The organism is Ensifer sp. WSM1721, from assembly GCF_000513895.2.
Taxonomy (GTDB): Bacteria; Pseudomonadota; Alphaproteobacteria; order Rhizobiales; family Rhizobiaceae; genus Sinorhizobium.
Map to the genome: position 1 here is coordinate 525,640 of NZ_CP165784.1, position 25,358 is coordinate 550,997.

18 protein-coding genes and 5 pseudogenes are annotated in these 25,358 nt (G+C 57.6%); 20 read left to right on the forward strand and 3 right to left on the reverse strand.

What is annotated here, in order from left to right; translation table 11 throughout:
- The first annotated feature begins 28 nt into the window (after nt 1-28).
- From M728_RS28045 to M728_RS28060, 4 genes and pseudogenes are all read left to right on the forward strand, one after another.
- Nucleotides 29-2,131, forward strand: coding sequence for a S8 family serine peptidase (locus M728_RS28045; RefSeq protein ID WP_051441069.1), 2,103 nt, complete (start codon nt 29-31; stop codon nt 2,129-2,131).
- Nucleotides 2,128-3,477, forward strand: coding sequence for an MBL fold metallo-hydrolase (locus M728_RS28050; protein WP_026622977.1), 1,350 nt, complete (start codon nt 2,128-2,130; stop codon nt 3,475-3,477). The genes M728_RS28045 and M728_RS28050 overlap by 4 nt, the downstream gene beginning before the upstream one ends.
- A gap of 248 nt (nt 3,478-3,725) precedes the next feature.
- Nucleotides 3,726-6,389: a patatin-like phospholipase family protein gene (locus M728_RS28055; RefSeq protein ID WP_370906518.1), complete on the forward strand. Its 2,664-nt coding sequence runs from the start codon at nt 3,726-3,728 to the stop codon at nt 6,387-6,389.
- Nucleotides 6,390-6,576: 187 nt separating this feature from the next.
- Nucleotides 6,577-7,074: pseudogene (locus tag M728_RS28060) on the forward strand (transposase family protein); the annotation flags it as partial.
- A 23-nt stretch (nt 7,075-7,097) separates the two neighbouring features.
- On the opposite strand, the pseudogene M728_RS28065 reads toward M728_RS28060, so the two are convergent.
- The 3 genes and pseudogenes from M728_RS28065 to M728_RS28075 all read right to left on the reverse strand — a co-directional run.
- Nucleotides 7,098-8,402, reverse strand: a pseudogene (locus tag M728_RS28065) (ISL3 family transposase); the annotation flags it as partial.
- A gap of 50 nt (nt 8,403-8,452) precedes the next feature.
- Nucleotides 8,453-9,142 (reverse strand): OmpW family protein, encoded by a 690-nt coding sequence (locus M728_RS28070; protein WP_156943551.1) that lies wholly within the window; start codon nt 9,140-9,142, stop codon nt 8,453-8,455.
- Nucleotides 9,143-10,071: 929 nt separating this feature from the next.
- Nucleotides 10,072-10,488 (reverse strand): annotated as a pseudogene (locus tag M728_RS28075) (methyl-accepting chemotaxis protein); the annotation flags it as partial.
- Nucleotides 10,489-10,563: 75 nt separating this feature from the next.
- Between M728_RS28075 and M728_RS28080 the strand changes: the two are divergent.
- From M728_RS28080 to M728_RS28155, 16 genes and pseudogenes are all read left to right on the forward strand, one after another.
- Nucleotides 10,564-10,662: pseudogene (locus M728_RS28080) on the forward strand (IS5/IS1182 family transposase); the annotation flags it as partial.
- Nucleotides 10,616-11,158 (forward strand): annotated as a pseudogene (locus M728_RS28085) (hypothetical protein); the annotation flags it as partial. The pseudogenes M728_RS28080 and M728_RS28085, both read left to right, overlap by 47 nt.
- A gap of 220 nt (nt 11,159-11,378) precedes the next feature.
- Nucleotides 11,379-11,759 (forward strand): helix-turn-helix domain-containing protein, encoded by a 381-nt coding sequence (locus M728_RS28090; protein ID WP_245269797.1) that lies wholly within the window; start codon nt 11,379-11,381, stop codon nt 11,757-11,759.
- A gap of 50 nt (nt 11,760-11,809) precedes the next feature.
- Nucleotides 11,810-12,751 carry an ATP-binding protein gene (locus M728_RS28095; RefSeq protein ID WP_245269798.1) on the forward strand — a complete coding sequence of 314 codons (942 nt, stop codon included), beginning with the start codon at nt 11,810-11,812 and terminating at the stop codon, nt 12,749-12,751.
- Complete coding sequence (locus tag M728_RS28100; protein WP_051441019.1) at nt 12,748-13,890, forward strand: hypothetical protein; 1,143 nt, start codon at nt 12,748-12,750, stop codon at nt 13,888-13,890. The genes M728_RS28095 and M728_RS28100 overlap by 4 nt, the downstream gene beginning before the upstream one ends.
- An 18-nt stretch (nt 13,891-13,908) precedes the next feature.
- Nucleotides 13,909-14,184, forward strand: a complete 276-nt coding sequence (locus tag M728_RS28105; RefSeq protein ID WP_026622583.1) for a hypothetical protein — start codon at nt 13,909-13,911, stop codon at nt 14,182-14,184.
- A complete protein-coding gene (gene hxsB, locus M728_RS28110) occupies nt 14,165-15,574 on the forward strand; it encodes a His-Xaa-Ser system radical SAM maturase HxsB (protein ID WP_026622584.1) in 1,410 nt (469 codons plus the stop codon). The genes M728_RS28105 and hxsB overlap by 20 nt, the downstream gene beginning before the upstream one ends.
- Nucleotides 15,571-16,659, forward strand: coding sequence for a His-Xaa-Ser system radical SAM maturase HxsC (hxsC, locus tag M728_RS28115; RefSeq protein ID WP_026622585.1), 1,089 nt, complete (start codon nt 15,571-15,573; stop codon nt 16,657-16,659). The genes hxsB and hxsC overlap by 4 nt, the downstream gene beginning before the upstream one ends.
- Nucleotides 16,656-17,243 carry a His-Xaa-Ser repeat protein HxsA gene (gene hxsA, locus M728_RS28120; protein ID WP_034884337.1) on the forward strand — a complete coding sequence of 196 codons (588 nt, stop codon included), beginning with the start codon at nt 16,656-16,658 and terminating at the stop codon, nt 17,241-17,243. Before hxsC ends, hxsA begins: the two co-directional genes overlap by 4 nt.
- A gap of 37 nt (nt 17,244-17,280) precedes the next feature.
- The gene (locus M728_RS28125) at nt 17,281-17,961 is read left to right on the forward strand and encodes a VWA domain-containing protein (RefSeq protein WP_026622586.1); all 681 of its coding nucleotides are present in this window, start codon (nt 17,281-17,283) and stop codon (nt 17,959-17,961) included.
- Nucleotides 17,958-18,728, forward strand: coding sequence for a PP2C family serine/threonine-protein phosphatase (locus M728_RS28130; RefSeq protein ID WP_034884339.1), 771 nt, complete (start codon nt 17,958-17,960; stop codon nt 18,726-18,728). The genes M728_RS28125 and M728_RS28130 overlap by 4 nt, the downstream gene beginning before the upstream one ends.
- The gene (locus tag M728_RS28135; RefSeq protein WP_026622588.1) at nt 18,725-20,641 is read left to right on the forward strand and encodes a helix-hairpin-helix domain-containing protein; all 1,917 of its coding nucleotides are present in this window, start codon (nt 18,725-18,727) and stop codon (nt 20,639-20,641) included. The genes M728_RS28130 and M728_RS28135 overlap by 4 nt, the downstream gene beginning before the upstream one ends.
- A 3-nt stretch (nt 20,642-20,644) precedes the next feature.
- Nucleotides 20,645-21,307 carry an SH3 domain-containing protein gene (locus M728_RS28140; RefSeq protein WP_084044653.1) on the forward strand — a complete coding sequence of 221 codons (663 nt, stop codon included), beginning with the start codon at nt 20,645-20,647 and terminating at the stop codon, nt 21,305-21,307.
- Nucleotides 21,308-22,290: 983 nt separating this feature from the next.
- A complete protein-coding gene (locus tag M728_RS28145) occupies nt 22,291-22,425 on the forward strand; it encodes a YHYH domain-containing protein (protein ID WP_156943547.1) in 135 nt (44 codons plus the stop codon).
- Between the two features lie 636 nt (nt 22,426-23,061).
- Nucleotides 23,062-23,598 (forward strand): hypothetical protein, encoded by a 537-nt coding sequence (locus tag M728_RS28150; RefSeq protein WP_026622591.1) that lies wholly within the window; start codon nt 23,062-23,064, stop codon nt 23,596-23,598.
- 284 nt (nt 23,599-23,882) lie between these two features.
- Nucleotides 23,883-25,184 (forward strand): YhcG family protein, encoded by a 1,302-nt coding sequence (locus M728_RS28155; RefSeq protein ID WP_026622592.1) that lies wholly within the window; start codon nt 23,883-23,885, stop codon nt 25,182-25,184.
- Nucleotides 25,185-25,358: the final 174 nt, after the last annotated feature.

The window sequence follows — 25,358 nt, forward strand, 5'->3', positions numbered from 1 at the left end:
TTGTTCTCAGATACTCGAGGGGGATGCGATGAGTGACAAGTGGCAGAACGTCGTGCTGCGGAACCAGCACCCGAAGTTGCGAATGTTCGCCAATTGTGACCCGGAAGTCAGTTCCGCAAAATCTGAGGTACAGCCGGCGCTCCGGGTGGCCAGCAAGGAACTTGCTGCCTCCACCCCGCCCCTCGCAACAGCCATTGCACCCGACGCCGCGCCGGTTCGCGGCACTGCCAAGAAGCACGGGGTCGACGTCCAGGCGCAACGGGAGGCCGTCGAAGTAAGCGTTTTCGTCCGGTCAACTGATTCACTGCCACCGGTGGCTGGCCAGCAGACTTTGCGTGGCATGGCGACCCGCCGGATGACACTTGATGAAGTGTACAATCTCGCCCGTGAGCCCAGTACGATCTTTATCGAACCGGCCGATGCTCTCAAGCTGCCGCGTCCGTTCAAGGGCAGCGCCGGCAGCACCGCTCCAGCCCACCGCGTCCCGGGCGTCACCCCTGCCGAACTTGGAGACGGCAAGGGCATGCTGATCGGGATCATCGATGTCGAAGGCTTCGACTGGGCCCACCCCGATTTCCTCGTTAATGGAAGGTCGCGCTTTGTCAGCATCTGGGACCAAGGCGCCAAGGTCGGCCGCAATCGCAAGGGCCTGAAGCGCGGCCGGGTGATTTCCGCCGCGGACATGCAAACCGCACTGAAGGACGCCACTAAAATCGGCGTCTCGCCGCATGATCTCGAACCGCAATCGCAGATGCTGGTGGGCTCGCACGGTACCCATGTCGCCTCCATCGCCGCGGGCAACAGCGGTCTCTGCAGCGCGGCCGAAATCGCGGCGGTGCTGATCGCGTTGCCCGAGGACGAGATCGACCGGCGCACTTCGTTCTACGATTGCACCTGCTTGCTCGACGCGGTCTATTACCTGCTCGATCTCGCCGGGGAGCGTCCCATCTCGATCAACGTTAGCCTCGGAACGAACGGCCACGCCCACGACGGCTCGAGCATCCTCGACCGCTGGATCGACGCCTTGCTGGCGGAGCCGGGCCGTTCGATCTGCATTGCGGCCGGCAACGCCGGGCAGGAACGACCCGAGGCCCCGGACGATCTCGGCTACATGATGGGCCGTATTCATGCGAGCGGCAAAATTGACGCCCAAGGCCTCGACCACATCCTCGAGTGGCAGGTCGTCGGCGACAAGGTGAAGGACGCATCCGAGAACGAGCTCGAGATCTGGTACGAGCCGCAGGATCGCTTCGCCATCAGCATTCGCCCGCCCGATGGAGACTGGATCGGCCCGGTCCTGCCGGGTCAGTTCGTCGAGAACCACCAATTGCCGGACCGGACACTGATCAGCATCTACAACGAACTGCATCACCCGACCAACGGCGCCAACTACATCGCCGCCTACCTGACGCCGTTCTTCGGTGAGAACCTGATCATCGGCATCCCTGCCGGCGTCTGGCAGGTCCGGCTGCACGGCCTCGTCATCCGCGACGGCACCTTCCACGCCTGGATCGAGCGCGACGATCCGGCCGATCTGGGCGACGGCAATTACTTCTGGCCCTCATTCTTCACCGAAGCCTCGCACGTCGATACCTCGTCCGTCAGCGCCCTCGCATGCGGTCAGCGTGTCGTCTCGGTCGCCAATCTCGATGAGATGAAGCGCCGCGCCCACATCACCTCGAGCCAAGGCCCGACCCGAGACGGCCGACCGAAGCCCGACATCACTGCTCCCGGCACCCGCATCGTTGCTGCCAACGGGTTCGGTGATCCGGACAATCCGTGGATCGAAATGACGGGCACTAGCATGGCGAGCCCCTATGTCGCCGGTGTCATCGGATTGATGTTGGCCGAGGAGCCGACGCTCACCGCCGCCCAGATCCTAGGCATAATAAAGGCCACTGCGCAGCCGCTGCCGGGTGCCACCTATCAATGGGCAAACGATCTGGGATTTGGCGTGATATCTCCAGCGGCCTGCGTCGCCGAAGCCACCCGTGCTCTGACCCGCAGCGAGTTGAAAAAATCCGCTGCACCAACGGCCGGAACCCCGGTCGTCGCCGCGAGTCCAGCACGCCGCCGTAGCGCTACCCCCAGAGCCATCACAACTCGACGCCCCCCGAGGACCGCCCCATGAAAATTACGCTCTTGCCGTCTGAGAAGGGCGATTGCCTGTTGATTGAAGCCGATGCCGTTAGCATCCTCGCCGATGGCGGCATGCCGGGATCCTACGCCTCTGAGGTGCGTGGCTTCCTCGGCAAATGGGCAGAAGACACCGGCAAGGACCTCGACCTCGCCTATGTCTCACATGTCGACCAGGATCACATCGCCGGCGTGCTGCAATTGCTCGAAGATACGGTGCAGTGGCGCGTCTTCGACCATAAGCACGCCAACGGCCAACCAGCCACCAAGCCGCCCTTCAAGAGACCCCCCAAGATCAAACGCATCTGGCACAATGCCTTCAAGGCGATGGTCGACGAGTCCGAGGCGATCGGCAGCGTCCTCGCCGCCCGCGCCAACACGCTCTCCAGTTCTACCAACCCGTCGCTGCTTCGGCTTGCCGATGCGTTCCGAAGCGTCGCCAACTCAATCCCCGAGGCGATCAAGGTATCGCGCCGCATCGCCGCCGATCAGTTGCACATCCCGCTTAATGGTGAGTTCGGCAACCTGCTCGCCATGGTCCGCGGCCAGGAGGAAATCAGCCTCAACGCCGCCAGTTCCCTCGCCGTTCGCGTCATCGGTCCGTCCAAGAAGGACCTCGAAATCCTTCGCAAGTACTGGAAGAATTGGCTGGAGAATTCCAAAAACGCCGGCAGCGTCGACAAGCTCGAGGCCTGGCTCGAAGACAACGAGGGCCCCATTCCGCCCGGCTTCGGCGTGTCCATCGACGACGAACTTGGCAACCGCAAGAGTGTCACCGAGCCCAACCTCGCCTCTCTCATGCTCTTGCTCGAGGAACCCAAGCCCGGCGGCAGCGTCGCCCGCGTCGTTTTGACTGGCGACGGTCATGCCGATGATATCCTTGCCGGCCTCACCCATCATGGTCGGCTCGCCGATGGCGACGGATTGCATGTCGATGTGCTGAAGCTTCAGCACCACGGCTCCGAGCACAATCTCGACCGCTCCTTTGCCAAGCGCATCACCGCCGATCACTACCTGATCTGCGCCAATGGCGAGCACGAGAACCCCGACCTGCGCGTCCTCGAAGTGCTTCTCGATTCGCGCTTGGGGCCTGCCGAGCATCTCTCGCCCAACCCAGGTGCCGCTCAGCCTTTCACCATCTGGTTCAACTGCAGCACCGATTATCTGAAGAAACAACAGGCTGTCCACATTGCCAAAAAAGGAGCGCCGTCCGACAAGCTAGCCAAGTGCATCGCCCAGTTTACGGCGGTCGAGCAGAAACTCGCCAAGGCGACGCAGGCGAGTAACGGCCGGCTGAGGGTGAAATACCTGAAAGCCTCGCCGCTCGCGCTCGAGGTTTGAACGGAAAACGCCGATATCAGCCCGCTCATAGCGCCGGTGCAGCTACCGCTTGTTTTGCGGTTCCAAGACCATACTCACGGTGCGGGAGAGGAGGAAAACAGCGCGACCCGCTCATTTAGTCTGACGATCTGCGTGCCCTCGCCTCTTCTACGGCCAGCCAAGTTCGACTGCCCAGCAAAAGGAAGAACATCAACCTGGTTCACCCCCACGAAGTTATGAAGGCGACTCTAATGAAAGGATCGGCCGTTATGACGATCAAACGACCGGAAGACGAAGTCCGGCCCCATAGTTTCTCGGAGATTCTGGCACTTGAACACGCCTCCATTCGTCTGCGTCGCCGTGCTGCAAAAGTTGATGTTCCTGGCGACCGTGAGCCCACTCAAAGCGCCCCCGCCGAAATATTCGGCGTTTCTCTTTCAGGGGGTGGAATACGCTCAGCCTCATATTGCCTGGGTGCACTACAGGCGCTTCACGCATGGGGCTTGATCAACCGCATCGACTACCTGTCAACCGTTTCTGGCGGCGGATACGTGGGCACGAGCATGATCGCCGGCATGCATGCGAACCTGGAAGAGAATGGCGAGCCTGGATTCCCATTCGCCCGGCCCTCCAACGAGGGTGTTCGAGACAGTGAAGCGGTGAGCCATCTGCGCGACTACAGTCGCTTTCTCGCACCCCGCGGGTTCCTCGACATAATAACCTCCGCAGTGATCATAATGCGTGGCTTGGTAGTGAACATACTCTTGCTGCTCTCGTTTCTTTTACCTCTTGCAACAATCTTTATTCTGAGCAACCCGACAACGGAGGAACTCAAGCACAGCATATTCCTGGACGTTGCAAACCTAGCACTTCGCGAGGAGTGGAGAAAAAGTAGTTCTTGGTGGTCGAGCGTTGAACGGGTGATCGATAGCCCTTTTCTCTTCTCAATGATTACCGCCATTTGTCTTGGCCTGTGGCTGGTAGGCTGGGCCCTCCGGCGATCATATGTCGAGAGTTTCGGCCGTTCGCATCCGGACGGAAGTGCATCCCTGGAATACGATGGCTACGGCGCAAGGGTTGGCCGCTGGTTGATCATCGCCCTTGTCTTCGCAGCAGCAATGGAATTGCAACCCATCGTCATAAGAGCCGTGAAACATCAGTTGGACAGCGACGGTGCAAGCACACAAGGGCTCGCAAGTCTTGCAACAATCGCTGGAGCAATCGTCGGGTTGACTGCAGCGTTCCAGGGTAAATTGGTCGTTTGGATTCAGCGCGCATTGAGCATCCCCTCCATTGCTGCGCACCTGCGGTCGCTCCTGGCAAAGCTTGTGCTCTACGGCGCGGCAATGCTGCTGCCACTGACGATATATGGGCTCTTTCTAATGATCGTAATTTGGGGAATCAAAGACGGAGGCGCTTATCCGTACGGTCCTGATTTTCTCCTTGCGAAAAATTGGACCTTTTCGACGGTGGTTGCTGGGTTCGCTGTTCTTTTCCTTGCCGCCACCCAGATTTTAAGCAGGAGCCTCAAGAGTCGTCCGTGGGAAACTCTTACGGCAATTGTGCACGGCCACTTCAACATTTCCATATTGCTGCTGGTCGGCATATGGTTGGTTGCGTTAGTCGTTGCGGCCATCGCGACGAGAAGCGGATCTGGTAAGAATGTCGGGGACTGGACCGTCCTTTGCAACTATTTGGCATTAAGCTTTGCAGTGGGAGTAGTTGCGACAGCGTTCACCGAGAACGCGAACGGGCTGCACAGGCTTTACCGAGACAGGCTCCGCGTCGCTTATCGCCTCGGGGACAAAGAAGGAGGGCCGCTGCCCCTTCACGCTCTTCCAGAAGAGGCTCCCTACCTCCTCGTCAACGGCACTTTGAACGTCAGATTGCCGAGAAAGGACGAGCCGCTAGCAAGCGGGAAGGCCGGCGCCGCCGTGGCTACGACCGACCGCCACCGATTGCCAGATCCAGCGAAGCGCGGACGAAATGCGGAGTTCTTCCTTTTTTCCAAGCATGCCATCGGCAGCGAATCGACGCGCTACGCCGACTCAAAATGGATTTGGTCAGTAGAGCCTGAACTTGATCTCGCAGCGGCGGCTGCTATTTCAGGCGCCGCGGTGTCATCGAGCATGGGCAGGATCGGAATAGGATTATTAGGACCTACTCTGGCGCTGCTAAATCTCCGATTGGGATTTTGGCTTCCAAACCCATCTAGGCCAAAAGCTGAAGACAGACATTGGGAGGATCTTTTCCGACTGTACCTATTTGCCGAGGCGTTTGGCAGGCTCCGCTCTAACAGCTCACGAGTTTATGTCACTGACGGCGGCCATATCGACAACATCGGCCTCTATCAGCTCCTAAAGCGCCGCTGCAAGTTTATAGTCGTCGTGGATGCGGAGGCGGATCCGGGCATGAACTTTAGCGCATTTGCCGATGTGCAACGCTTTGCGCGTATTGATGATGGGACGCGTATATCGCTTGATTGGCGTCCGGTAAGAGATGCCGCACTTGAGAGATTGGCTGACCGGTCCAAGTCACGTTCTCGTCCTCTCGAGGGATGCCCGCACTTCGCTATCGGTTGCGTCACCTATGAGAGCGGAGATCACGGTATCCTCCTATATGTAAAGGCCGCCGTCACCGGAAAAGAGCCGGATTATGTTTTGGACTACGAACGGCGCTATCCGGATTTTCCGCACGAGGCAACAAGCGACCAGTTCTTCTCCGAAGAACAAATGGAAGCCTATAGGGCACTCGGCTTCCACTCGGTCAATGAAGTTTTCTCACAAGCACAGACTTGTACCGCCGGCGGCTCCATCGGAAGCGGATCAAGCTCCACGGCGTCGTACGCCTTGATGGGGCGCGAGCAACTCTTGGTCGAGTTTGCGAGTAAATTGAACGCATTTGACTACTTGGCTGTTACCTCGAGGGGATAACTCTTTGGCTGTCAATACTCGAAGGATCTTAAACGGGCGCGCCTGTTTTCAGCGATTGTCGTCTTGCACTTAATCAGGGTCTTCCTCACTTAGTGTGGTTCACTCACCGTTAGACATGATGCCGCTATGGGCGGGCATGCAAACGAAAACGAAATGATCGCCCGGCCCAGGGGTCAAGGTTCTGGGTATCGCGCTCGCTGATGATGACAGCTGGGTTGTTTGCGCTGTCGGACCAGCTTTTGGCGTTTGCCCGGACTGCGGACGGCGTACCCGAAACGGCATGGCTGGTCCAACCGAAGCGTTCAAGATCTGCCGGTCCAGGGCAAGACCGTGACGGTGAAGCTTCGGTTGAGCCGCTGGCGATGCGCGCATCAGAACTGTCAACGACAAACGTTCACCGACCGACTGCCGACGATTGCTGCTCCTTATGCGCGCCGGACAAGGAGGGTCGCCGAGATTGTCGGTCTGCTCGGCCATGGCGCAGGCGGCCGTCCTGGCGAGCGCTTGATGCGACGTCGGCATGCCTCTCAGTGACGACACGATCCTACGACAGCTGAAGCGGGATGCCGCGCTCGCGCACTGCGACGCCACGATCCGGGTCGTTGGCATAAATGACTGGAGCGTGGCGAGTGCCGCGCAATGGCTGGAGCGGCACCCTTCTGTCGAGATCGTGAGCCGATGTCGCTTGGCATTTAATTAGGATCTTCCTCAATTTGTGTGGTGAGAATTGTTGAGCGGCAGCATGCGTGCTCTGAGGAGCTCCGGGCCTGCTCTGCCATACATCGCACGTTTGATCGTCTTAGGCGGTTGATCTGGCCTTCCGCCTGACCGTTGCTCCAGGCCAGTTCGATGGCGTTGCGGACGGCGCCGATGTCGCGGCGCAGGACCCGCGCGAACCGCACAATCGGCGTAAGCCCGGAGCTGACGGCATCGTCGATCCAAGCGTCTAGCCTGCTCGCTTCACGGCTGCGGAGAATGCCGCGAAATCGTATGGCGCGCATGAGGGTAAACTGATGTGATCCCTGCTTCAGGGTATCCACCTTCCTCGCCTGATTGATCGTCAGCATGCCTCGCGGCTTCATGCACAGGGCAGCTGCGAGAACTGGCGAGATCACATGGCCGGTCTCCGGATCGCGGATCGGCACCGCATCGTGAACTGGTTGAGTGATCTGAGCCGGCGACGCACCGTCCGTGCCCGACCGCTCGGCGCGGCGCCAGCTTGCGAGAAGCCGCTCGAGATTCGAGAAACTGCCCGTGTAGCCGCGCTGTCTGATATCGTGGAACAGATGTCGTCCGCAGCGATTGCCATCTTCCCAGCACTCGGCGAGGAACGCCTCGAAATATATGGGTGACGTCGGCTTCAACGCGGCCCTGCGCCGATCGAGTGGTGTCTCGAAAGACAGCCATTTCGCATGCTGCGCCGGCCGTAGCCCGTGCGACGTGCGATCTCCGAGCAGGACAGACCCTCCTTGTGCAAGGCGTGCACGGTATCGAACGCCATCTGCGTGGCGCACCCGGCGCCGATGCGTTGCATCAACCTGCGGATCCTCCTGAATCAGGTCGATTTGCGCGCTTCCGGTGTCTCTGCTCCTCGATTGCGACCCGCAGATTCTGCATGAGATGGAACCGATCAGCCACCTGACGCGCTTGCGGCGCACCCTCGCGAACAGCTTGCGCGTAAAGCCCACATCGATCTCGGCTGACGATCTCGACAGAAGGGTGCCGCTCCAGCCATTGCGCCGCACTCGCCACGCTCCGGTCGTCAAGGATGTCGACAACCGAACCGCGCTCCAGGTCGACGATCATCCTCCCGTAGCGCCACGATCGCCGCCAGCTCCAGTCATCTATGCCAACGACCCGGATCGGGGTCGCGCAGTGCGCAAGCGCGGCATCCCGCTTCAGCTGCCGAAGGATCGTGTCGTCGCTGACCGGCATACCGAGCCGTCGCATCAGGCGCTCGCCAGGACAGCCGCCTGCGCCATGGCCGAGCAGACCGACTATCTCGGCGACCCGCTATCGACGGGAGGGGCTCTGCGTCTCCCTCTCCGGCCGTGATCGTCCATTCAGAAACGGTAGGTCACGCCTGCACCGATCAACCACGGATCGATTTTTGCCTTGCCGCTCAGCGGCCCGAGAACGTCATGATCAGCCTTCCAGTCGGTTTCGAGGAAGATTTTCTTCACATCGAAGTTCACGCCCCAATGCTCGTCAACCATGTAGTCGAAACCGACCTGCAGCGCGGCGCCCACATGATTGTCCACGTCGAGGTTATGGAAACCGGGCTTTTCGCTCTGGTTGTAGAACAGCGAGTAGTTGATGCCCGCGCCGACATAGGGCTTGAAGGCGCCGAAATCGGTGAAATGGTACTGCAGCGTAAGCGTGGGCGGCAGCAGCCATGCCTTCCCGACCGGCACGCCGACCGCGCCATCTTCCTTGATGTTGGCGTAGGTTGTGCCAAGGACGAGTTCAGCGGCGATGTTGTCGGTGAAGAAGTAGCTGATGTCGAGTCCCGGGATCAGCGAGTCCGAATAAGAAAGGTCGGAGCCGGGCACGCCCTTGATTGAACCATTGTCCTCAGTGATGACGCTCAAAGCGCGCGCGCGGATCTGCCAGGGGCTTAGCCCAGCCGCTACATCCTCTGCGCCCGGAGTAGCAGGCGGTGATGTCGGTTCCGCGGCGGCTGCCCCGAATGCGAAAAAAGCCGCACCCACGCCCGTGATCCATCTCAGATGCCGTGCGTCATTCATGTTCATTTGACGTCTCCTTGAACCAGCAATAATTGAATCAGCAACAACCGTTGCAATGAAGACCGGTAGGCTGCGCGTGGCGGCGGCATGTTGATCGAGATCAACCGTGGTCAAGAAGAACCGCTTTATCGGGCGGAGGGGGCAATGTGTCGCAGAAAGGCCTTTCGCCTCGAAGCTACGATTTGGCTACGTTGAAGTACAGATAGTTGGGCGAGCGGCCTCGCTGACCGCTGTTCCCTGCTCCAGAGCCATGTCGGCCGACGCCACAGGATGCGCCTGCCGGCGTTGCGCCGTCTGCATATGACGGCCCGGTAGTCGCCCAGGAGACCAGTGCCTCGTCCGCCACGCTCAGCCGCATCCTCAAGCGCCGTGGCCCGAACAGCTTAAACCCTGGCGGTGCGCTGCTACGCACGCCACAGGCCGGGCGAGCTCGTCCATGTCGACACCAGATAGATCGGCAAGGTCAACCAAACCGGCCACGGCGTCACTGGCGATCGCACCAGAAAGGCAACGGCCGTCGGCATCGGTTGGGAATACGGCATCTGGCCCTCGACGACCACTCACGCCTGGCCTATTGAGAGATCTTCCCGACGAGACGCGGCGCTCCTGTTGTGGTTTCTCTTCAACACCTTGCGTTTTCTTCAAGGCTCACGGAATCAAGGTCCATCGCGTCATGACCGACAACGGCACCAGCTGCCGCTCCCATCGCTACCCGAGGCGCCGTGGCTCAGCATCCAGCACATCCTCACTAAGCACTGCACGCCCAAGACAATGGCAAGCCCGAGCGCCTCGTCCAGATCGCGCCGTGCGAATGGGCCTATGCCAAATCTTACGAAAACACCGGATCAGAGGGCCCACCTACCGATCCGGCTCCGCTAGATTGGCGTCGCCCGCATGGCAGCCTAAAATTCAAGCTACCCATCAACCGACTCGGCCTAAACGAGGATAACCTGTTGAGGCTCCACAGCCAGGCATTTTTTCGAAGCGGTTGCTGCGATCTCCTGTGCAGCAAGAGCGAGGTTACCCTTGATATCAGCCTTGCGCGTCATGAAGCGATTGAGCATCTCGGCGAGTCTAGAAGACTCTTGCGCAAGTCCCGCCGACGCCGCATTCATCTCCTCGACCATCGCTGCGTTCTGCTGGGTCGCCTGATCCATATGATTGACCGCGGAATTGACCTCCCCAAGGCCGATGGCCTGCTGCTGAGCGGCTGATGCTATTGCGTCCATGTGCTGGTTGATCGTCTGCACCAAGCCGGCAATCGAATGCAGCCCTTGGTCGGTATCGCTGACGAGTTTGACGCCTTCGCTTACCGCGACTTCCGAATTGTCGATCAAAGCCTTTATCTCCTTAGGCCGTAAACTCATAAATACTCTTGGAGTTTTGGGCCCTGCATGATTCAAGGCTTCCGAATAAGGAAGCCTTCGATGACGCGTCGCCGCTACGAACTCACCGACCACGAATGGTCGACCATATCACCGCTGTGGCGAAATCCGCTGGAGCGATCGCGACGGCGGCTGGGAGGTTCTGGTCCCTGCGAACGCCTTCAAAAACGCCAACTCTTCCTTTTTCGGCTCAAAACCCTTCCGGCTGATTCTGCGGATCTCTTGGACCTGTACAAATACCTCAACGCCTACATCGAGCGGCATCGCGGGGTGCTCCTGGCCGGGGGCGATGATCCCGGCACTTTTTTCGTGAAGACGGTGAAGGCCAACAGCAGGGACGCCGCCTATACCAAACGACCTTCTACGAGGCCTGGCGCCTGACGATCCAACGCTATGGCATCTACAATCCATACACTGGCCGCGGCGCGATCAAGGGGCTGCTGCCGCATGGACCACATAGTGTCCGTGACGTGCTCGCAACGCACATCCTTAAACAGACGGGCTCCTACGAGCAGGCGAGCTACGCCATCCAGGACACCCCGAAATGGTCGCCAGCCACTATGGCCGCTTCTTGCCCCAGGACAAGGCCGCGCTTGCCGCCAAAATCCTGAACCAGGTGTGGGAGGCCGCCGCTTAACGGTGAGCTCGACGCGAGGGGCGAGGTAAAGACCCCGTCAGTCCACGGCAATGATATAACGTCGATCCAAGCCGCTAATCTATTGTTTTCACGGTGTCCGGACACACGAAAAGCTTCGGACGCTGACAAAACCAGGATAAAAGCTAACCGCTGAATTTGCCGCGGGCGAAACGATAGCCGCAAACCGAGCATTCAAAATGCGGATAAAAATCCGCATAGAATGTTCAACTGCATCCATTTGATTTCTTTGGAAAATTTCTTCTTCTTCCGTTGCGCTCAAGGTTCCAAAACGGCCGAATCTGATATAAGGGGGATAAAACGAGGACACACAATGCCGATCCACGACCCCTGCGCACTTCTAAACCGACTGTTGGAAGAACCCAACGAAAGCGCATGGTTGGAATTCAAGGTCAACAACAAGGATCCACGTGAGATCGGAGAGTATGTGTCGGCGCTTGCGAATTCGGCCATGCTTGCCGGAAGAGATCGCGCTTTCCTCGTCTTCGGAGTGGAGGATCGTACAAGGAGGAGGGTTGGCACGGAGCTTCGTCTGCAGCAACAGAAGCAGGGCAACGAGGATTTCACCAACTGGTTGACCTGAATGATCGAGCCGCGGGTGCTCATTGAGTTCTGGACTTTGTTTGCGATGGTTTGGCCTATACCCTCGTCGCGATCGAGCCCTCTTATGAGCGACCTGTAAAATTCGCCGGTACGGAATTTGTCCGCATTGGCGAAAACAAGAAAAAACTCGCCGAGTTCCCTGAGCACGAGCGTGCTCTCTGGATAGCAACAGGGCGCCGACGCTTTGAAACCGCAGTCGCGTCATCAAACGTCACTGCGGACGATGTCTTCTCGGTGCTTGACCCAGCCCCCATCTACGACCTGACGGGTGATCCGAAGCCGAGAAATCCTCAGGAGATCATTCGAAAGATGGTCGATGCTGGCTTTCTTCTCGACAACCTGGAAGGCCGTTTCGGCATCACCAATCTCGGCGCCATCATGTTGGCGCGTGATGTCACGGTTTTCCCATCCATTGCCGGCAAGACTGTTCGCATCGTGAAATACGCCGGCCGGGACAAGTCCCGTTCCGACTTCGAGCAGGAGGGCAAGAAGGGGTACGCCGTCGGCTTTACCGGAATGATGCGATTTCTGGTGGAGCGGCTGCCGAAAGAAGAGCGATACATCGATGGCGTCCGGCGGATGGTGCCGCATTTCCCGGAAACGGCCGTGCGTGAAGTCATCGCCAATGCTCTCATACACCAAGATTTCATGGCGACCGGCGTCGGTCCCGTCGTCGAAATCTATGAGAACCGAATCGAAGTCACCAATCCAGGTAGCTCTCTGATCAGCACCGACCGCATTCTCGATGAGCGCCGCTCGAGAAACGAGAAGCTTGCTGCGACCATGCGGTCATTCGGCCTTTGCGAGGAGCGCGGCGGTGGACTTGACAAAACACTGATCGAAATCGAAGGATTACGGTGCAGCGGTCTTGCGTTGCAACTTTATCTTGAGCGATTACAATTCCTTTATCTCGGCGATTTCAAAACTGCCGGTGGAACTTACGCATGCGACCGTGGACCTGCTTGGCAATGAGATCGAAGAGCTTTGGACGGATTAAACTCGCCTGCCTCGCATTCGTAGCGTTGGGCGCCTGCGTCGGTGCAATCGTCACTTCCTCTCCATCTTACGCTCAGACGATTGCGGGCCATGCGATCGGCGAAGACGCCTCCAAATTGGTGGCTGACCAGCAAGTTTCTTCATCAAAGCCCACAGCCGAATACACGATCCTTCGACTCCCGAGCCCCAACGGGATCGATGTGACGCTGACCTACCAAAACGGGTCTCGGAAGATCATCCAAATTGAAGCCACCCGCCGGCCGTCGCAGTCCGGAGCATGGGGGCAGTTTGGAAAATTTGAGTTCGGAAAAACAAGTCTCTCCGAAGTACGTTCTCTTTTTGGTAGCAAGGGCTTGCTCTTCACAGGCGTCGCGCCTGCGACCGCTACACCGGATGGCGGCGTGACTATTGTCAGCTCTTACGAGGTTCAGGGGACTAAAACCATCGCCTCGTTCGTCTCTAAAATATCCTCGGCCTCCCTACGTGAGCTGAAGCAGCGGTTCGGTGAAGATATGTACGCGCACCTCGACGACGTCGCGTTGCTGGAATCAACGGTAGTCGCCGACATCGAGTATTTGAAGGGGACACGAGGGAACGAGCTCGTCTACGATGTGGGCTACGCACCCATTATGTGGGAGAATGCTATCTCGCCAGTCGGTGAAGTACGGCAAATCTCGGTCGCCCGCATCTCCCCCTCACAGCTTCCGGTGCATCGGATCTATAATGGGCCGATCAACGCCCCCTATTTCACGGATGCCTCAGCACGGAACTTTCAAACTCGCATCTCGGAAGGCATGGCAGGCGGCCCGACCTTCGCCGGAGAATATGCCGTGATCCAAGTGGGCTGCGGCACAGGGTGCTCCATCGCCTATGTTGCGAGCGTCAGGACTGGCGAGGTTTCGCGCATTCCGATCGATGAGGCCGCCCAGTACCTCGACCTCAAATACCAGATCGACAGTCGGCTGTTGGTCAAGCAATCCGCAAGAGGCGCGGCTTCCAAATGCCACATGCAGTTCTTGACTATGGATGAGGGTGAATGGATTTCGTTGCTCGAGCACGTCGTAGGACCAACGGAGACGTGCTACAACTCGATCGCCCAGAACCTTCGAAATTGACTGGAAGGCGCGCCAATCATGGATCATGCAGACTACGAGAGAACACTGGCCATCGAGCCCGAACTCTGTCCGTGGTTGGCAGACGCAACTGCACGGTTTCGCTATCTCTATCCGGACGTTCATCTGACCATAAGCGATCAGTCGGTGACACTGACGACTTCCCGTGACCAAATGTCGATGCTCGTGCAGGACTTCGTGTTTTGTCTTTACCGGCAGAAGATCTACAGCGAAACGCTGCCGCTTCGGACAATGCTGATCGAAGGGGTGACGGGATTTGCCAGTCGTTCCGCTTAAATTCCGGCCGCATCAGGATGGGCTCCTTCTCTTCGCGGACGACGCCGGTGGATATTTCAAGTCCGACCATGCCTTCTTGCACCGCTATGCGTGCGATCAGTTAACATCCGGCGACCTCGCGTTCTTGAATGCGAACGGCCACGCCTACAATGTTGTCGGTGATCTCGCCTATTACGGTTTCGAACACCGTTTTGCTGAGCGGCTCTACCTGCCGCGAGAACTGGACTATGTCATTCTGGTGCCTACGCTCAGATGCAACTTGGCCTGCGGCTACTGCCAGGTTTCGCGTGTCAACGAAGCTACTCCGGGCTTTGATTGGGACGACTCCACAGTAGAAGCGGTTATCGGACTTCTCGGCTCGCTTTCGGCCAGGAAAATCAAGGTCGAGTTCCAGGGAGGCGAGCCTCTCTTGCGCCTCGATGTCATCGAAAGGATACGTGATTTCTGCAGGCAACGATTTGATGCCTGCGAGTTCGTAATCTGTACAAATCTACAGGAGGTCAGCGCCCCCGCCTGGGACCTGCTCGGACGAGACGACGTTTTTGTCAGCACTTCTTTGGACGGCAATCGCATAACGCATCAAAAGCAGCGCACAATGTTGCCGGGCAAGACGGATCAATTCTTCTCAAATCTTGATTTCGCTGTGAGCCGACTGGGGCCGGAAAAGATCTCCGCCTTGCCAACGATCGATCCGCACAATGCGCCCTCGCCGCAGGAAGTCATCAAGACCTTCCTCAGCTATGATATTCGATCCATCTACCTGCGACCCGTGAACTACCAGGGCTTTGCGAGAAAGAAGTTCAACGCACGTGGAAGCGCCGACCTCTGGAACAAGTATCATGCCGCTTTCATCGACGCGCTCGTTGAGCACAATTGGTCCTCTGCGGTCCCAATCGAAGAGTACTATTTCGTCCACTGTCTTCGACGGGTGCTGAGGTCCGGTCACAACGGTCACGTGGATCTCCGCAATCCGAACATTGTCGGGCACGGCTATGTGGTGATCGACTATGACGGCAAAATATACCCGACTGATGAAGCGCGTATGGTCACCCGAGTCGGTCAATTCGACCTGTCCATGGGAGACGTCTTCAACGGGATCTCGGCGGACACGATCGATCGCCTAAACGCTGAAGCGTTCAACAACTTCCATCCGGATTGCGTGCACTGCCCCTACCAAGCCTTTTGCGGGGTTGATCTGGTCGATGACATTTCACGATATGGGCGGATCGATATGCCGAAACATCTGACTGACTTCTGTCAGCGCCATACGTCGATTTTCGACAGGGTTTTCGCGATGATCTATTCGGATGATCCAAAGGTCAAAAAGACGTTGGCGCTTTGGGCTGGCACACCTCACTTCGATCCGCGGCTTGCCAAGGTTCATCAATGATTAGCCTGCGCCTGAAGGTTGACCCCCTACCGATCGACGAGCCCTTGGTCGTCCGCCTGCAAGGACCGGGGTCACCTGCTCGGTCGGACCATGACGCGGTCCTTGCTGAAGTTGCACCAGATCGTTGCGAGTACGACCTCAATGGCTTTTCGTTTGGCGTGTATGGGGTTTCCGACGAGGTTATCGACGGCGACGTCTTGATGATGTTGCCAGGCGAGACGACGGCGCATCGCCTCATTCGCGCCGGTTCCGCGCACAACACGCTTCAGGTCACGGAGCAGTGCGACCAGCTATGTGTGATGTGCTCGCAGCCTCCCAAGAAATATCACACCGATCTGTTCGACCAATTCACCCTCGCTGCGACATTGGCTCCGCAGGGAGCAATGATCGGCGTTTCGGGCGGCGAACCCTTGCTTCACAAGGAGCGGCTCTTTTCCATGCTCGAGGAGGTCAAGGCGCAGCGTCCCGACATCGGATTTCATGTCTTGACCAATGCGCAGCATTTTTCCCGAGCAGACTTAGAGAGACTGCAGCGGCTAGACCACGAACGCGTGCTCTGGGGCGTTCCGCTTTATTCGGCCACACCTGAAAATCACGACCGGATCGTGGGCAAACCGGGAGCATTCGCTAACCTCGAACAGGGATTGTCGATCCTGATGCGCGCCGGGGCTTCCCTCGAACTGCGAACGGTCCTCATGCAACAGAACTGGCAGGATCTTCCGGCTCTGGCAGACTACGTGTCCACCCGCCTCAGCTTTTTGACGGTCTGGGCCATCATGCAACTGGAGCGGATCGGTTATGCCCGGATGAACTGGAAGGAGACGTTTAGAGACACATCGGGCGATTTCGACCAGATTGCTCGCGCGGTAGACATCGCAACGGCACGCGGTCTCAAGGCCTCGCTCTATAATTTTCCCCTGTGTTCGGTACCGCCTGCTTACCAGGATTTTGCCCCCTCAACGATCTCGGACTGGAAGAGAAAATACCTAGACTTCTGTTTGAATTGTCGCGCCAAGGAAACTTGTGGTGGTTTTTTTCAATGGTATAGTCATGCAGAGGGGTTTGCATTTCTGGGGCCGTTATGAAATCTCGCCTGTTTATGATCCCGTCGCTTCTGGTGGCGGGCTTTTTGCCATCGAAATCTGATGCGATACCGATTGGCGAGGTTGCTTCCAAGAAAGATCCCGGGACTTCTGTATTGGAGCGCCTCAGGCTGAAGCACATATTCACGCTCGCCGGGCATCGTTCACATAGCTCCCACCGCTCACACAGCTCCCATTCAAGCCATCGATCAAGCAGTGGCGGTGGCTACACCCACAGACGCAGTGCACCGGTCTACTCGCCGCCATCAACGGTCTACACAGCTCCGTCCGGTTCGTTCGCCACCCAACCGACGGTTTCCGCGACCCCTGCATATCCGAGCACGTCCAATCCGGCGACAGCCACTCCGCTCAAGACGCTTCCCGGAAATACCGCGAAATTCAAGCGCATCGTAATGCAGGTCCAGACCGCCCTCACCGCCTATGGCTACTACGAAGGCTTGATTGATGGGCAAGTCGGGCCGGCTTGCAAGAAAGCGCTCGTCGCGATGCAGACCGACTACAATCTGAAGGTCACCGGAACGATCACACCGGATGTGCTCAATACTTTCGGCATCCTCGCAAACTAATCGAACGACCAATTCCAACGATTTGAAAGAACAAACCATGGCCAATCCATTTGAGCAACAACCCTTCGAAGGTGCTGAGTTCGTCGATAATCCGGAACCGCGGTGCCCCTGCCTATTGCTCCTCGATGTCTCGGGTTCGATGCGCGGAGAACCCTTGAAGGAGCTAAATGAAGGGCTCGTTCAATTCAGGGACGAACTCTACGCAGACTCCCTGGCTGCCAAGAGGGTCGAAGTAGGCATTGTAACATTCGGACCAGTTGCGGTCGCGAACGACTTCGAAGGCATACATCACTGGAACCCGCCTGAGCTCTCGTCGCAAGGCGACACTCCGATGGGACGCGCTATAGAGACCGGACTTGATATGCTCCGGCGGAGAAAGGACAGCTACAAACAGAACGGGATCTCTTATTACCGGCCCTGGATCTTCCTCATCACGGACGGCGCGCCAACGGATGCATGGAACGGCGCAGCCAATGCGGTGAAAGCGGGTGAAGCCGAGAAGGCGTTTTCATTCTTTGCGGTCGGTGTGCAGGGCGCCAACATGGAGATCCTGTCACAGATTTCAGTTCGACAGCCGTTGGCGCTGAAGGAGCTGCGCTTTCGTGATCTGTTTTCCTGGCTTTCAAGCTCACTCGGCTCTGTATCCCACTCCAATCCAGGGGACGCTGTTCCGCTCGCAAACCCGGCTACTCCGGACGGATGGGCGTCGATTGCATGACCAGCAGCTGGCGATGGGCATGCGCACGGTCCATTGGCACTTCGCATGTGAAGACGGATACCCCATGTCAGGATTATGCCGGCGCAAAGCTTTTCATCCGGCCAGAGGGCCCAATTATGACCGCGGTCGTCGCGGACGGGGCAGGCAGCGCGTCACATGCGGGGGCCGGATCCAAGCTCGTATGTCTTTCGTTTTTTCGGGCATGCCGAGAGTTCCTGATTACGAAGCCTCTCGAAGAATTGGTCGAAGAACATGTCTGGAGCTGGCTTGATGGGATCCGAGAGGCGTTAAACGCCAAGGCGAACGCCATGGCGCTTCGGCCGCGGGACTTCGCCTCGACAATGGTAGCGGTAGTCGCAAGCCCGCAAACGTCGATTGTGATCCATATCGGCGACGGCGCCGCAGTCTGGAAGACGGCGGGATCGGACGAATGGGAGGTGCCTTCCTGGCCATACCATGGTGAGTACGCGTCGACGACAGCATTTGTGACTGACGACCCCCAACCAAACCTCAACTATCTGCGCATTAACGAGGCCATCGACGAATTCGCTCTGTTTTCGGACGGCATCGAACGCCTGGTGCTCGAACATGCCACCAGATCGGCGCATGCGCCATTTTTCAATCGGATGCTGGCGCCCCTAAAAAGTTCACTCCTCGAGGGGCCGGACAGGGTTCTCTCCGCAGCATTGAAACACTATCTGGATAGCCCGAACGTGTGCGAGCGCACCGATGACGACAAATCGCTTATTCTCGGCGTCAGAACATGACCGTCGTCGTCTCGTCCGATGGTCGAAAGTTGACACTGGGCGGCCTCGTCGCGAAGGGTGGAGAGGGAGCTGTCCACCACATCGTCGAAGCGCCCGACCTCGTTGCGAAGATTTATCTTCGCGGGAAGGCCGCCGACCGACGAGAAAAGGTCGATGCGATGGTTTCGGCTCGCCTGCATATGAGCACGTCTTTCGTCGCGTTTCCGGTCGATACCCTGAAATCCCCACGCGGCGAGTTCCTGGGATTCACGATGAAGAAGGTGAACGGTTTCAAAAGCGTTCATGATCTTTATGGGCCTGCCAGTCGTAAGACCGAGTTTCCGACGGCCGACGCAAACTTCCTGATCAGAGCCGCCATCAATCTGGCGCGAGCGATCGCAAGTGTGCACGCGACCGGATGCGTAATCGGTGATATCAACCATTCCGGCGTCCTCGTGTCTGAGAAGGCGTTGGTCACTCTGATCGACAGCGACTCGTTTCAATTCCGTTCGCAATCAAAGTTCTATCGATGTTTAGTCGGCGTTCCGGAGTATACCCCCCCGGAGCTGCAGGGCGCATCGCTCGACCAAACGGATCGCATACCTAACCACGATAATTTTGGGTTAGCAGTCCTGCTTTTCCAGTTGTTATTTCTCGGGCGTCACCCCTTCGCAGGGCGCTATCGCGGCAAGGGCGATATGGACATTCGGAAGGCTATTGGGGAAGGCCGCTTTGCCTATAGCGAACGCCGCGCAGAAACAATGATGGAGCCACCGCCCTACGTCCCGGCGCTGTACGACTATGGGAAAGAAATGGCCCGCGCTTTCGAAACAGCTTTCCGCTTGCCGACGAAACATACTAATGGCCGACCACTCGCCTCGGAATGGGTGACGCTGCTAACGTCAGTCGAAGCTAGCCTTAAGGCATGCACCGCCGATCGGGCGCATTCATATGCAGGTAGTCTCTCCACCTGTCCCTGGTGCTCGATTGAACGGTCGATGGGGCGATCGTTGTTCGTCGCGCAGTACTCGCCCACTGCCCCGGTCATGGATATCGGCCAACTCCTAACGGCGATCCGCGGCATACCAGCACCCGGGAAGCCTCCCGAACCAGAGAAAATTGTAGAGCCACTCTTGAGTCTGACGGTTTCCCCAGCGGGTCAGCAAGCTCGATCCGAAAGAACGGTCACCGCTGTCGCTGGCATCATTGCGATTATTATCGGCTTCTACCTGATGACGTCCATTCAGGGCTTTTGGGGAGCTGCGCTTATGGCCGGCGCTGGCTTCCTGACCCTTCGCTCTCTCGATTTAACGCGAACATTTGCCGCCGAGCATGCGAACGCCCAATCGGTTTGGGAGTCAGAGCGAAAGGCATGGATCGCTCATGCCGGCCCCGGGAAGTTCGAGGAAAGAAAAAATCACTATCTCAGCGTAGCAACAGCTCACTCTGAGCTACCGGGGCAGGAGCAAGCAAAACTGAAGGCACTTGAGCAGAAGAAGCGTCAGCTCCAGATGCAGAAACACATGGAGTCGCACCTAATCGAGCGCACGAAAATTCCTAAGATAGGCGCCGGTCGCAAGGCAACGCTGGCATCCTTCGGCTTCGAAGATGCCTGGGACGTCATGCAGCGCCCGATCACCAACGTCCCTGGTTTTGGCCCATCGCTCGCAGCCGACGTCATGGGCTGGGCGCGCTCGATCGAGAGAAAGTTCGTCTTCAACAATGCCATTCCAACGGACCCGCAGGCGATTCAACAGATTAAGTCCGAAATCGGGAAGAAGCGCGCCGAATTGGAAAGGGAGCTCCATCGGGCGCCTGATGAGCTGCACCGGTTGGCAGACGATGCACGCTCACTCGTAAAGTCACCCCCTCAAGGCCTAACCGAAGCCTATCGACGGCTGAAGCAGCTCGAAGTTGATATGGGTACGGTCTGATCGATGGCAGCGACCTATCGAAATTTCTGGATCATTGTGGGGATGACCGTCTCGGCAACGGCGCTCGCACATTTGTCGGCAAAACCCAAACGCACTGTTTCATCGACCATAGAAGTCAGCCGCCGTGAACCAGCCCGATCGTTGAGTGCAACAACAAATCAAACGCCGATTGTATCTGAAGCGCCAGAGCCAAATTCCGGCGGTATTGAAACAACAAATCAAGCCCTTTCCACTGAGCCCTCAGCCGAGCGGCAATTCAAAAATATAGACGCAGAGTTTAAGGCCTCATTCGACGCTGCTGCTCAGATGGCACTCGCTATACCTTCAGCTTCGGCGACTGATCAAGCCGAGCAACCCCTTTCAGACGTTCCTCTGCCATCGTTGCAAACCCGGGAGATACAAGCAGAACCAAAGCTTTTCGATTTCGGGGAAGAAACATCGCCGAACAACAATCCCACTCCGACGGGCCTTGGTACAGGCGTCACGACTACGAACCTGAACCTCCGCGAAGGCCCAGCCGCAAACTACCTTCTAATCGACGTCCTGGCGACCGGCATCACACTCGTCATTCTCGAACAGGAAAATGGTTGGTTTCACGTGCGCGATGCTTCTGGCAGGCAGGGTTGGGTCAACGGAACCTACGTCTCGCGCACAGTGCAGCAATAACCCTCTGTGAAGCTCGAAGGTTTGCGCTGGCTTTAGTCGCACCATGGCCGGGGCGTGGCCGGGCAACTGGTATCGCCGCAAACAAACGGGACCGCCAAGCCTTCGGAGACTAAGATGTCTCCGACATCACCACCATCGACCTTGAGCGATCCACACCGCCGGCCGTGGTTGCATCTGTCCGTACCTTCCGTTCCAGGTTTGCAGGAGAGGCAACCCTTGTCACTGTCGGCTTTCCAGACGCGACGAGCTGCCTCAGGCGTTCGCTTGCCCGGGTGCCAAGTGCCGCCTCGCGCGAACATTGGGGCCCAAACTTTTCCGGCGTATTGAAACCGACAAGTCGAATGCGCGTACCATCACTCATGCGAATGGTATCGCCGTCGGTGACTGTGAAAGACTGAGTGGCGAAACTGTCCGGCGGAGCCGCGGGCTGAAAGGCGTCGAAACGCGGTCGCCACTCCGTGAGCGTCTGTCCGCCGAAAACCACGATCATCATCAGCAACAACGCCGAAAATTTGATTTCGTTATAGGTCCACCTCGACTGCGCGTCCTACGACAATTGGGTGGCCGATAGCTGTGAGATCCTCGGTTGGCAGCCATCGGATTGATGAAGGAGAGATCAGCTTCGCCAGGTAGCTTTGTCAGCCCTCGCAGGGTCGTCATCTGCTTTTCACTTAGTCGCGTACGGGTCCCGTAGCGCTCAATCCTCTGACGCATATCCATGAGAAACTGGCGCTGCCATCCGGTCAGTCGTCCTCGCCGCAGGACGTCGTCAATTCGGCTGCGATAGTACGTAACTTCAATTTCACTCAGCAAAGTTGCCCCCCCACACACGCACCGCTTTTTTGCCGAGCGACGGCGCCATTCGATGGCCCAAAGATATTTATGCACCAATCTATCAACGCCATTAGATTCTAAAACTTCTAATTTAGTATCGACTAGATTTCTACGTCGTGTATAAGTTGCATGGCAATGGAGAGGCCATCATGAAGTTGATAAAGCATGCTGCAGCGGTGTTCATTCTTTTGAGCAGTGCAACCTACGTCTTCGCTCATAGTGGGGGAACTGACGAAAACGGTTGCCACACCAATCACAAGACGGGAAGCTATCACTGTCATTGACAACCAACCGAGGCCCCGCTTGCGGGGCCTCGGTGTTTTAAACGGGAGCAGCATTGTGCTCAGCAGACTGTCTCCTGCAATGATCTTGCCGATTTGCCTTTTAGGCGGATGCGCCGACCCTCCGCCCGGCGAGCTCTTCAATGCGGAAAAGGTGGCGTTCGAAAATCGGCTGAGAGGAAGAGTGCCGCGTTCGCGCCCACGGACACGAGCCCTGCTCAAGCCCGAGCAACGACGGAGACTACATCGCGACGCCGATCACCCCTTTCGGCGGAACCCAAAGGTCGACGTCATCACCATCGGGCCTATAGCCCATGTAACCACGGCATGGTTTACGGAGCCGATGGTCGTGCTGCATGTTCGGCGCTGTAGCGAGCTTGTGTTCTAATTCGCGCCGAACGAAGCCAGCGATTGCATGATACCGAAAGCTCTTGAAAGGAGCTGCCCCCTCGGGCCTCTGATTGTAAAACGCTTTCCCAACCGGATGGACCAGGGCTTCTCCGCAACCCGCCTCAACACGCCGTCACAGCTCGCGTGCTAATAACGAGCCGATCGCTTTTGTAAATCATTTAACCATTGGAGGTCAGGTAATCATAACGAAGCAGCAGTAAGCATCGGTCAACAATCGGGGATTGATCGATGAGCAGACTTAACAGATTGGAAAAGGCGCAGAAAGCTCTCCTGGAGGCGCAGTTGCGGCAACTAACGGTACCGTTCTGGCGCCAGGGCACAGAGTTGCTTAAGATCGGCGGCGCGATCGCCGCGCTGCTCATTGTTGTGGTAACAGGCTATTTCCAGATTTCCAGTGCAATCTTGACCAGTGAGCGTGATAGACTGCAGATTCAGGTGAATGCGATGAGGGATCGACTCTCCTATATGACGACTTATGTCGCCGATCTGCGGAGAATCCCAGAGAGCTTCTCGAGGGAAATCGGAACAGTCAAAGCGACGAAGAAGTGGTCCGCACAAAAGCGGTCCGACGCTTACGTCCTTCTCGCCGCATTCGATGCGGGCTGTCATAGGTTTGACAGTGCCAAAGCAAATCTCCGTGCAGCAGAAAGCCTTTCGAACAACCCGCTCGAACTGGAGCGGTATTTTCAGGCAGTCGTAGATCTGCAGTCACAGTCCGACCAAGCAGGCATCGACCTTCGGCGAATGGAAGCATGCGCCGAATAGCGGTAAGCCAAAGGCGGAAATCAGCGACTTCACGGTCTGGCTGAAAGATACTCAGGTGCCCCTATATACCTGGATGCGCAAACCCCCTTGGGCGATCGATCGGCGCTGTGCTGCTCGGACCGTCTTGATGGGTTTCTCGTCAACTCCGCCACCTTCTTTCGCCTTGAACGGAATCGAACCGCGGACCTGCGCGTCATGCGGGCATATCATTAAGAGGATGGATGACTGGGCGGCGTTTGTGATCGGTAGAGCTTTTTCGGTCCCGGCCTGCTAAAGAATCACTTATGACCACGCTCATTCCTTCATCTGACGGTTATGCCTCTCTGCTCGCCGAGCTTAAGGAGAGGATCCGAACAGCTCGCCTGAAGGCGGCCGTTGCTGTTAACCGAGAACTCATCGTGCTCTACTGGAGCATCGGCCGCGATATCTTGGCACGCCAGATCGCCGAAGGGTGGGGCGCCCGCGTCATCGATCGGCTCGCCAGGGACCTCCGGCGCGATTTTCCAGAAATGAAGGGGCTTTCGCCGCGAAACCTCAAATATATGCGCGCGTTTGCGGAGGCATTCCCCGAGGAGGGAATCGTGCAACAACTTGTTGCACAATTGCCCTGGGGCCATAACGTCAAACTCATCGAGGCACTGAAGGGCCCTGAAGAGCGGCTCTGGTATGCCCGCCAGGCCGTAGAACATGGATGGAGCCGCAGCGTTCTCGTTCATCAGATCGAAAGCGGCCTGTACCAGCGACAGGGGAAGGCACTCACCAATTTCGCGCGGACACTGCCTGCACCGCAATCCGATCTGGCGCAAGAATTGATCAAAGATCCCTACAGCTTCGATTTTCTTGCCCTCGGCCCGGCGATGTCCGAGCGCGAACTCGAGCAAGGGCTGCTCGAGCACCTACGCTCTTTGATCCTCGAGCTCGGTAAAGGCTTCGCATTCGTCGGCAGCCAGCATCATCTCGAGGTTGGGGGGCAGGACTATTATCTGGATCTACTGTTCTATCATTTGCGGCTGCGCTGCTTCGTGGTCGTCGAGCTCAAGATCGAGGAATTCAAGCCGGAGTTCGCCGGCAAGATGAACTTCTATCTTTCCGCTGTCGATGACCAACTTCGACACGAGATGGACGCTCCGAGCATCGGCATTATTCTGTGCAAAGGCAAGAATGAGGTGATTGTCGAATACGCTCTCCGAGATTCAACAAAGCCGATGGGCGTTGCGGAATATAGGCTCTCTGCAGCCCTCCCCGAACCATTGCAGACAGAGCTGCCCACCGAGGCGGAATTTGCACGCGAGTTCCCATTGATGTCGCTCGTGAAGCTGCGCATAGAGGTTGAGCGTGAAATCCGCTTGCTGATGGCCGACCAGGCCGAGGGGGAGATACCGGCGGCTCTTGGGACTTTGCTGACAGAGCTCCAGCGACTCGGGCTAACGCCCCAAACAGTCGAGCGGTTCCGAAATGCCCTTCACGCGATGAACCGCGCAGCTCACGGAATGGACGTGGCGACCGCGGAAGCATCTGAGGCGACCGAAATTGCTGCCGCCTTCCTTGCTGAGCTTCGAGCCGTCCGCAACAGCCGATCCTCGTGATCAGCAACACCCGGCGCCATTTCTCCGCCACACATTCAGTTGGGTCCGCGCCCAAGACGTCTCCGTCATGAACTCCCTCCCACGGCAACGGGCGAATGTTCCAGGGGATACATTATGCGATCTTCTGTAACGGGCGTTGCGTCAATCCCTTGTGCGCTTAATCCCTCGCCGAGT

What these genes read in the sequence shown, in the direction of transcription:
- M728_RS28045 (WP_051441069.1), top strand. Translation starts at nt 29, where the DNA reads ATGAGTGACAAGTGGCAGAACGTCGTGCTGCGGAACCAGCACCCGAAG.
- M728_RS28050 (WP_026622977.1), top strand. Translation starts at nt 2,128, where the DNA reads ATGAAAATTACGCTCTTGCCGTCTGAGAAGGGCGATTGCCTGTTGATT.
- M728_RS28055 (WP_370906518.1), top strand. Translation starts at nt 3,726, where the DNA reads ATGACGATCAAACGACCGGAAGACGAAGTCCGGCCCCATAGTTTCTCG.
- M728_RS28070 (WP_156943551.1), bottom strand. Translation starts at nt 9,142, where the DNA reads ATGAACATGAATGACGCACGGCATCTGAGATGGATCACGGGCGTGGGT.
- M728_RS28090 (WP_245269797.1), top strand. Translation starts at nt 11,379, where the DNA reads ATGTTCAACTGCATCCATTTGATTTCTTTGGAAAATTTCTTCTTCTTC.
- M728_RS28100 (WP_051441019.1), top strand. Translation starts at nt 12,748, where the DNA reads ATGAGATCGAAGAGCTTTGGACGGATTAAACTCGCCTGCCTCGCATTC.
- M728_RS28105 (WP_026622583.1), top strand. Translation starts at nt 13,909, where the DNA reads ATGGATCATGCAGACTACGAGAGAACACTGGCCATCGAGCCCGAACTC.
- hxsC (WP_026622585.1), top strand. Translation starts at nt 15,571, where the DNA reads ATGATTAGCCTGCGCCTGAAGGTTGACCCCCTACCGATCGACGAGCCC.
- hxsA (WP_034884337.1), top strand. Translation starts at nt 16,656, where the DNA reads ATGAAATCTCGCCTGTTTATGATCCCGTCGCTTCTGGTGGCGGGCTTT.
- M728_RS28125 (WP_026622586.1), top strand. Translation starts at nt 17,281, where the DNA reads ATGGCCAATCCATTTGAGCAACAACCCTTCGAAGGTGCTGAGTTCGTC.
- M728_RS28130 (WP_034884339.1), top strand. Translation starts at nt 17,958, where the DNA reads ATGACCAGCAGCTGGCGATGGGCATGCGCACGGTCCATTGGCACTTCG.
- M728_RS28135 (WP_026622588.1), top strand. Translation starts at nt 18,725, where the DNA reads ATGACCGTCGTCGTCTCGTCCGATGGTCGAAAGTTGACACTGGGCGGC.
- M728_RS28140 (WP_084044653.1), top strand. Translation starts at nt 20,645, where the DNA reads ATGGCAGCGACCTATCGAAATTTCTGGATCATTGTGGGGATGACCGTC.
- M728_RS28145 (WP_156943547.1), top strand. Translation starts at nt 22,291, where the DNA reads ATGAAGTTGATAAAGCATGCTGCAGCGGTGTTCATTCTTTTGAGCAGT.
- M728_RS28150 (WP_026622591.1), top strand. Translation starts at nt 23,062, where the DNA reads ATGAGCAGACTTAACAGATTGGAAAAGGCGCAGAAAGCTCTCCTGGAG.
- M728_RS28155 (WP_026622592.1), top strand. Translation starts at nt 23,883, where the DNA reads ATGACCACGCTCATTCCTTCATCTGACGGTTATGCCTCTCTGCTCGCC.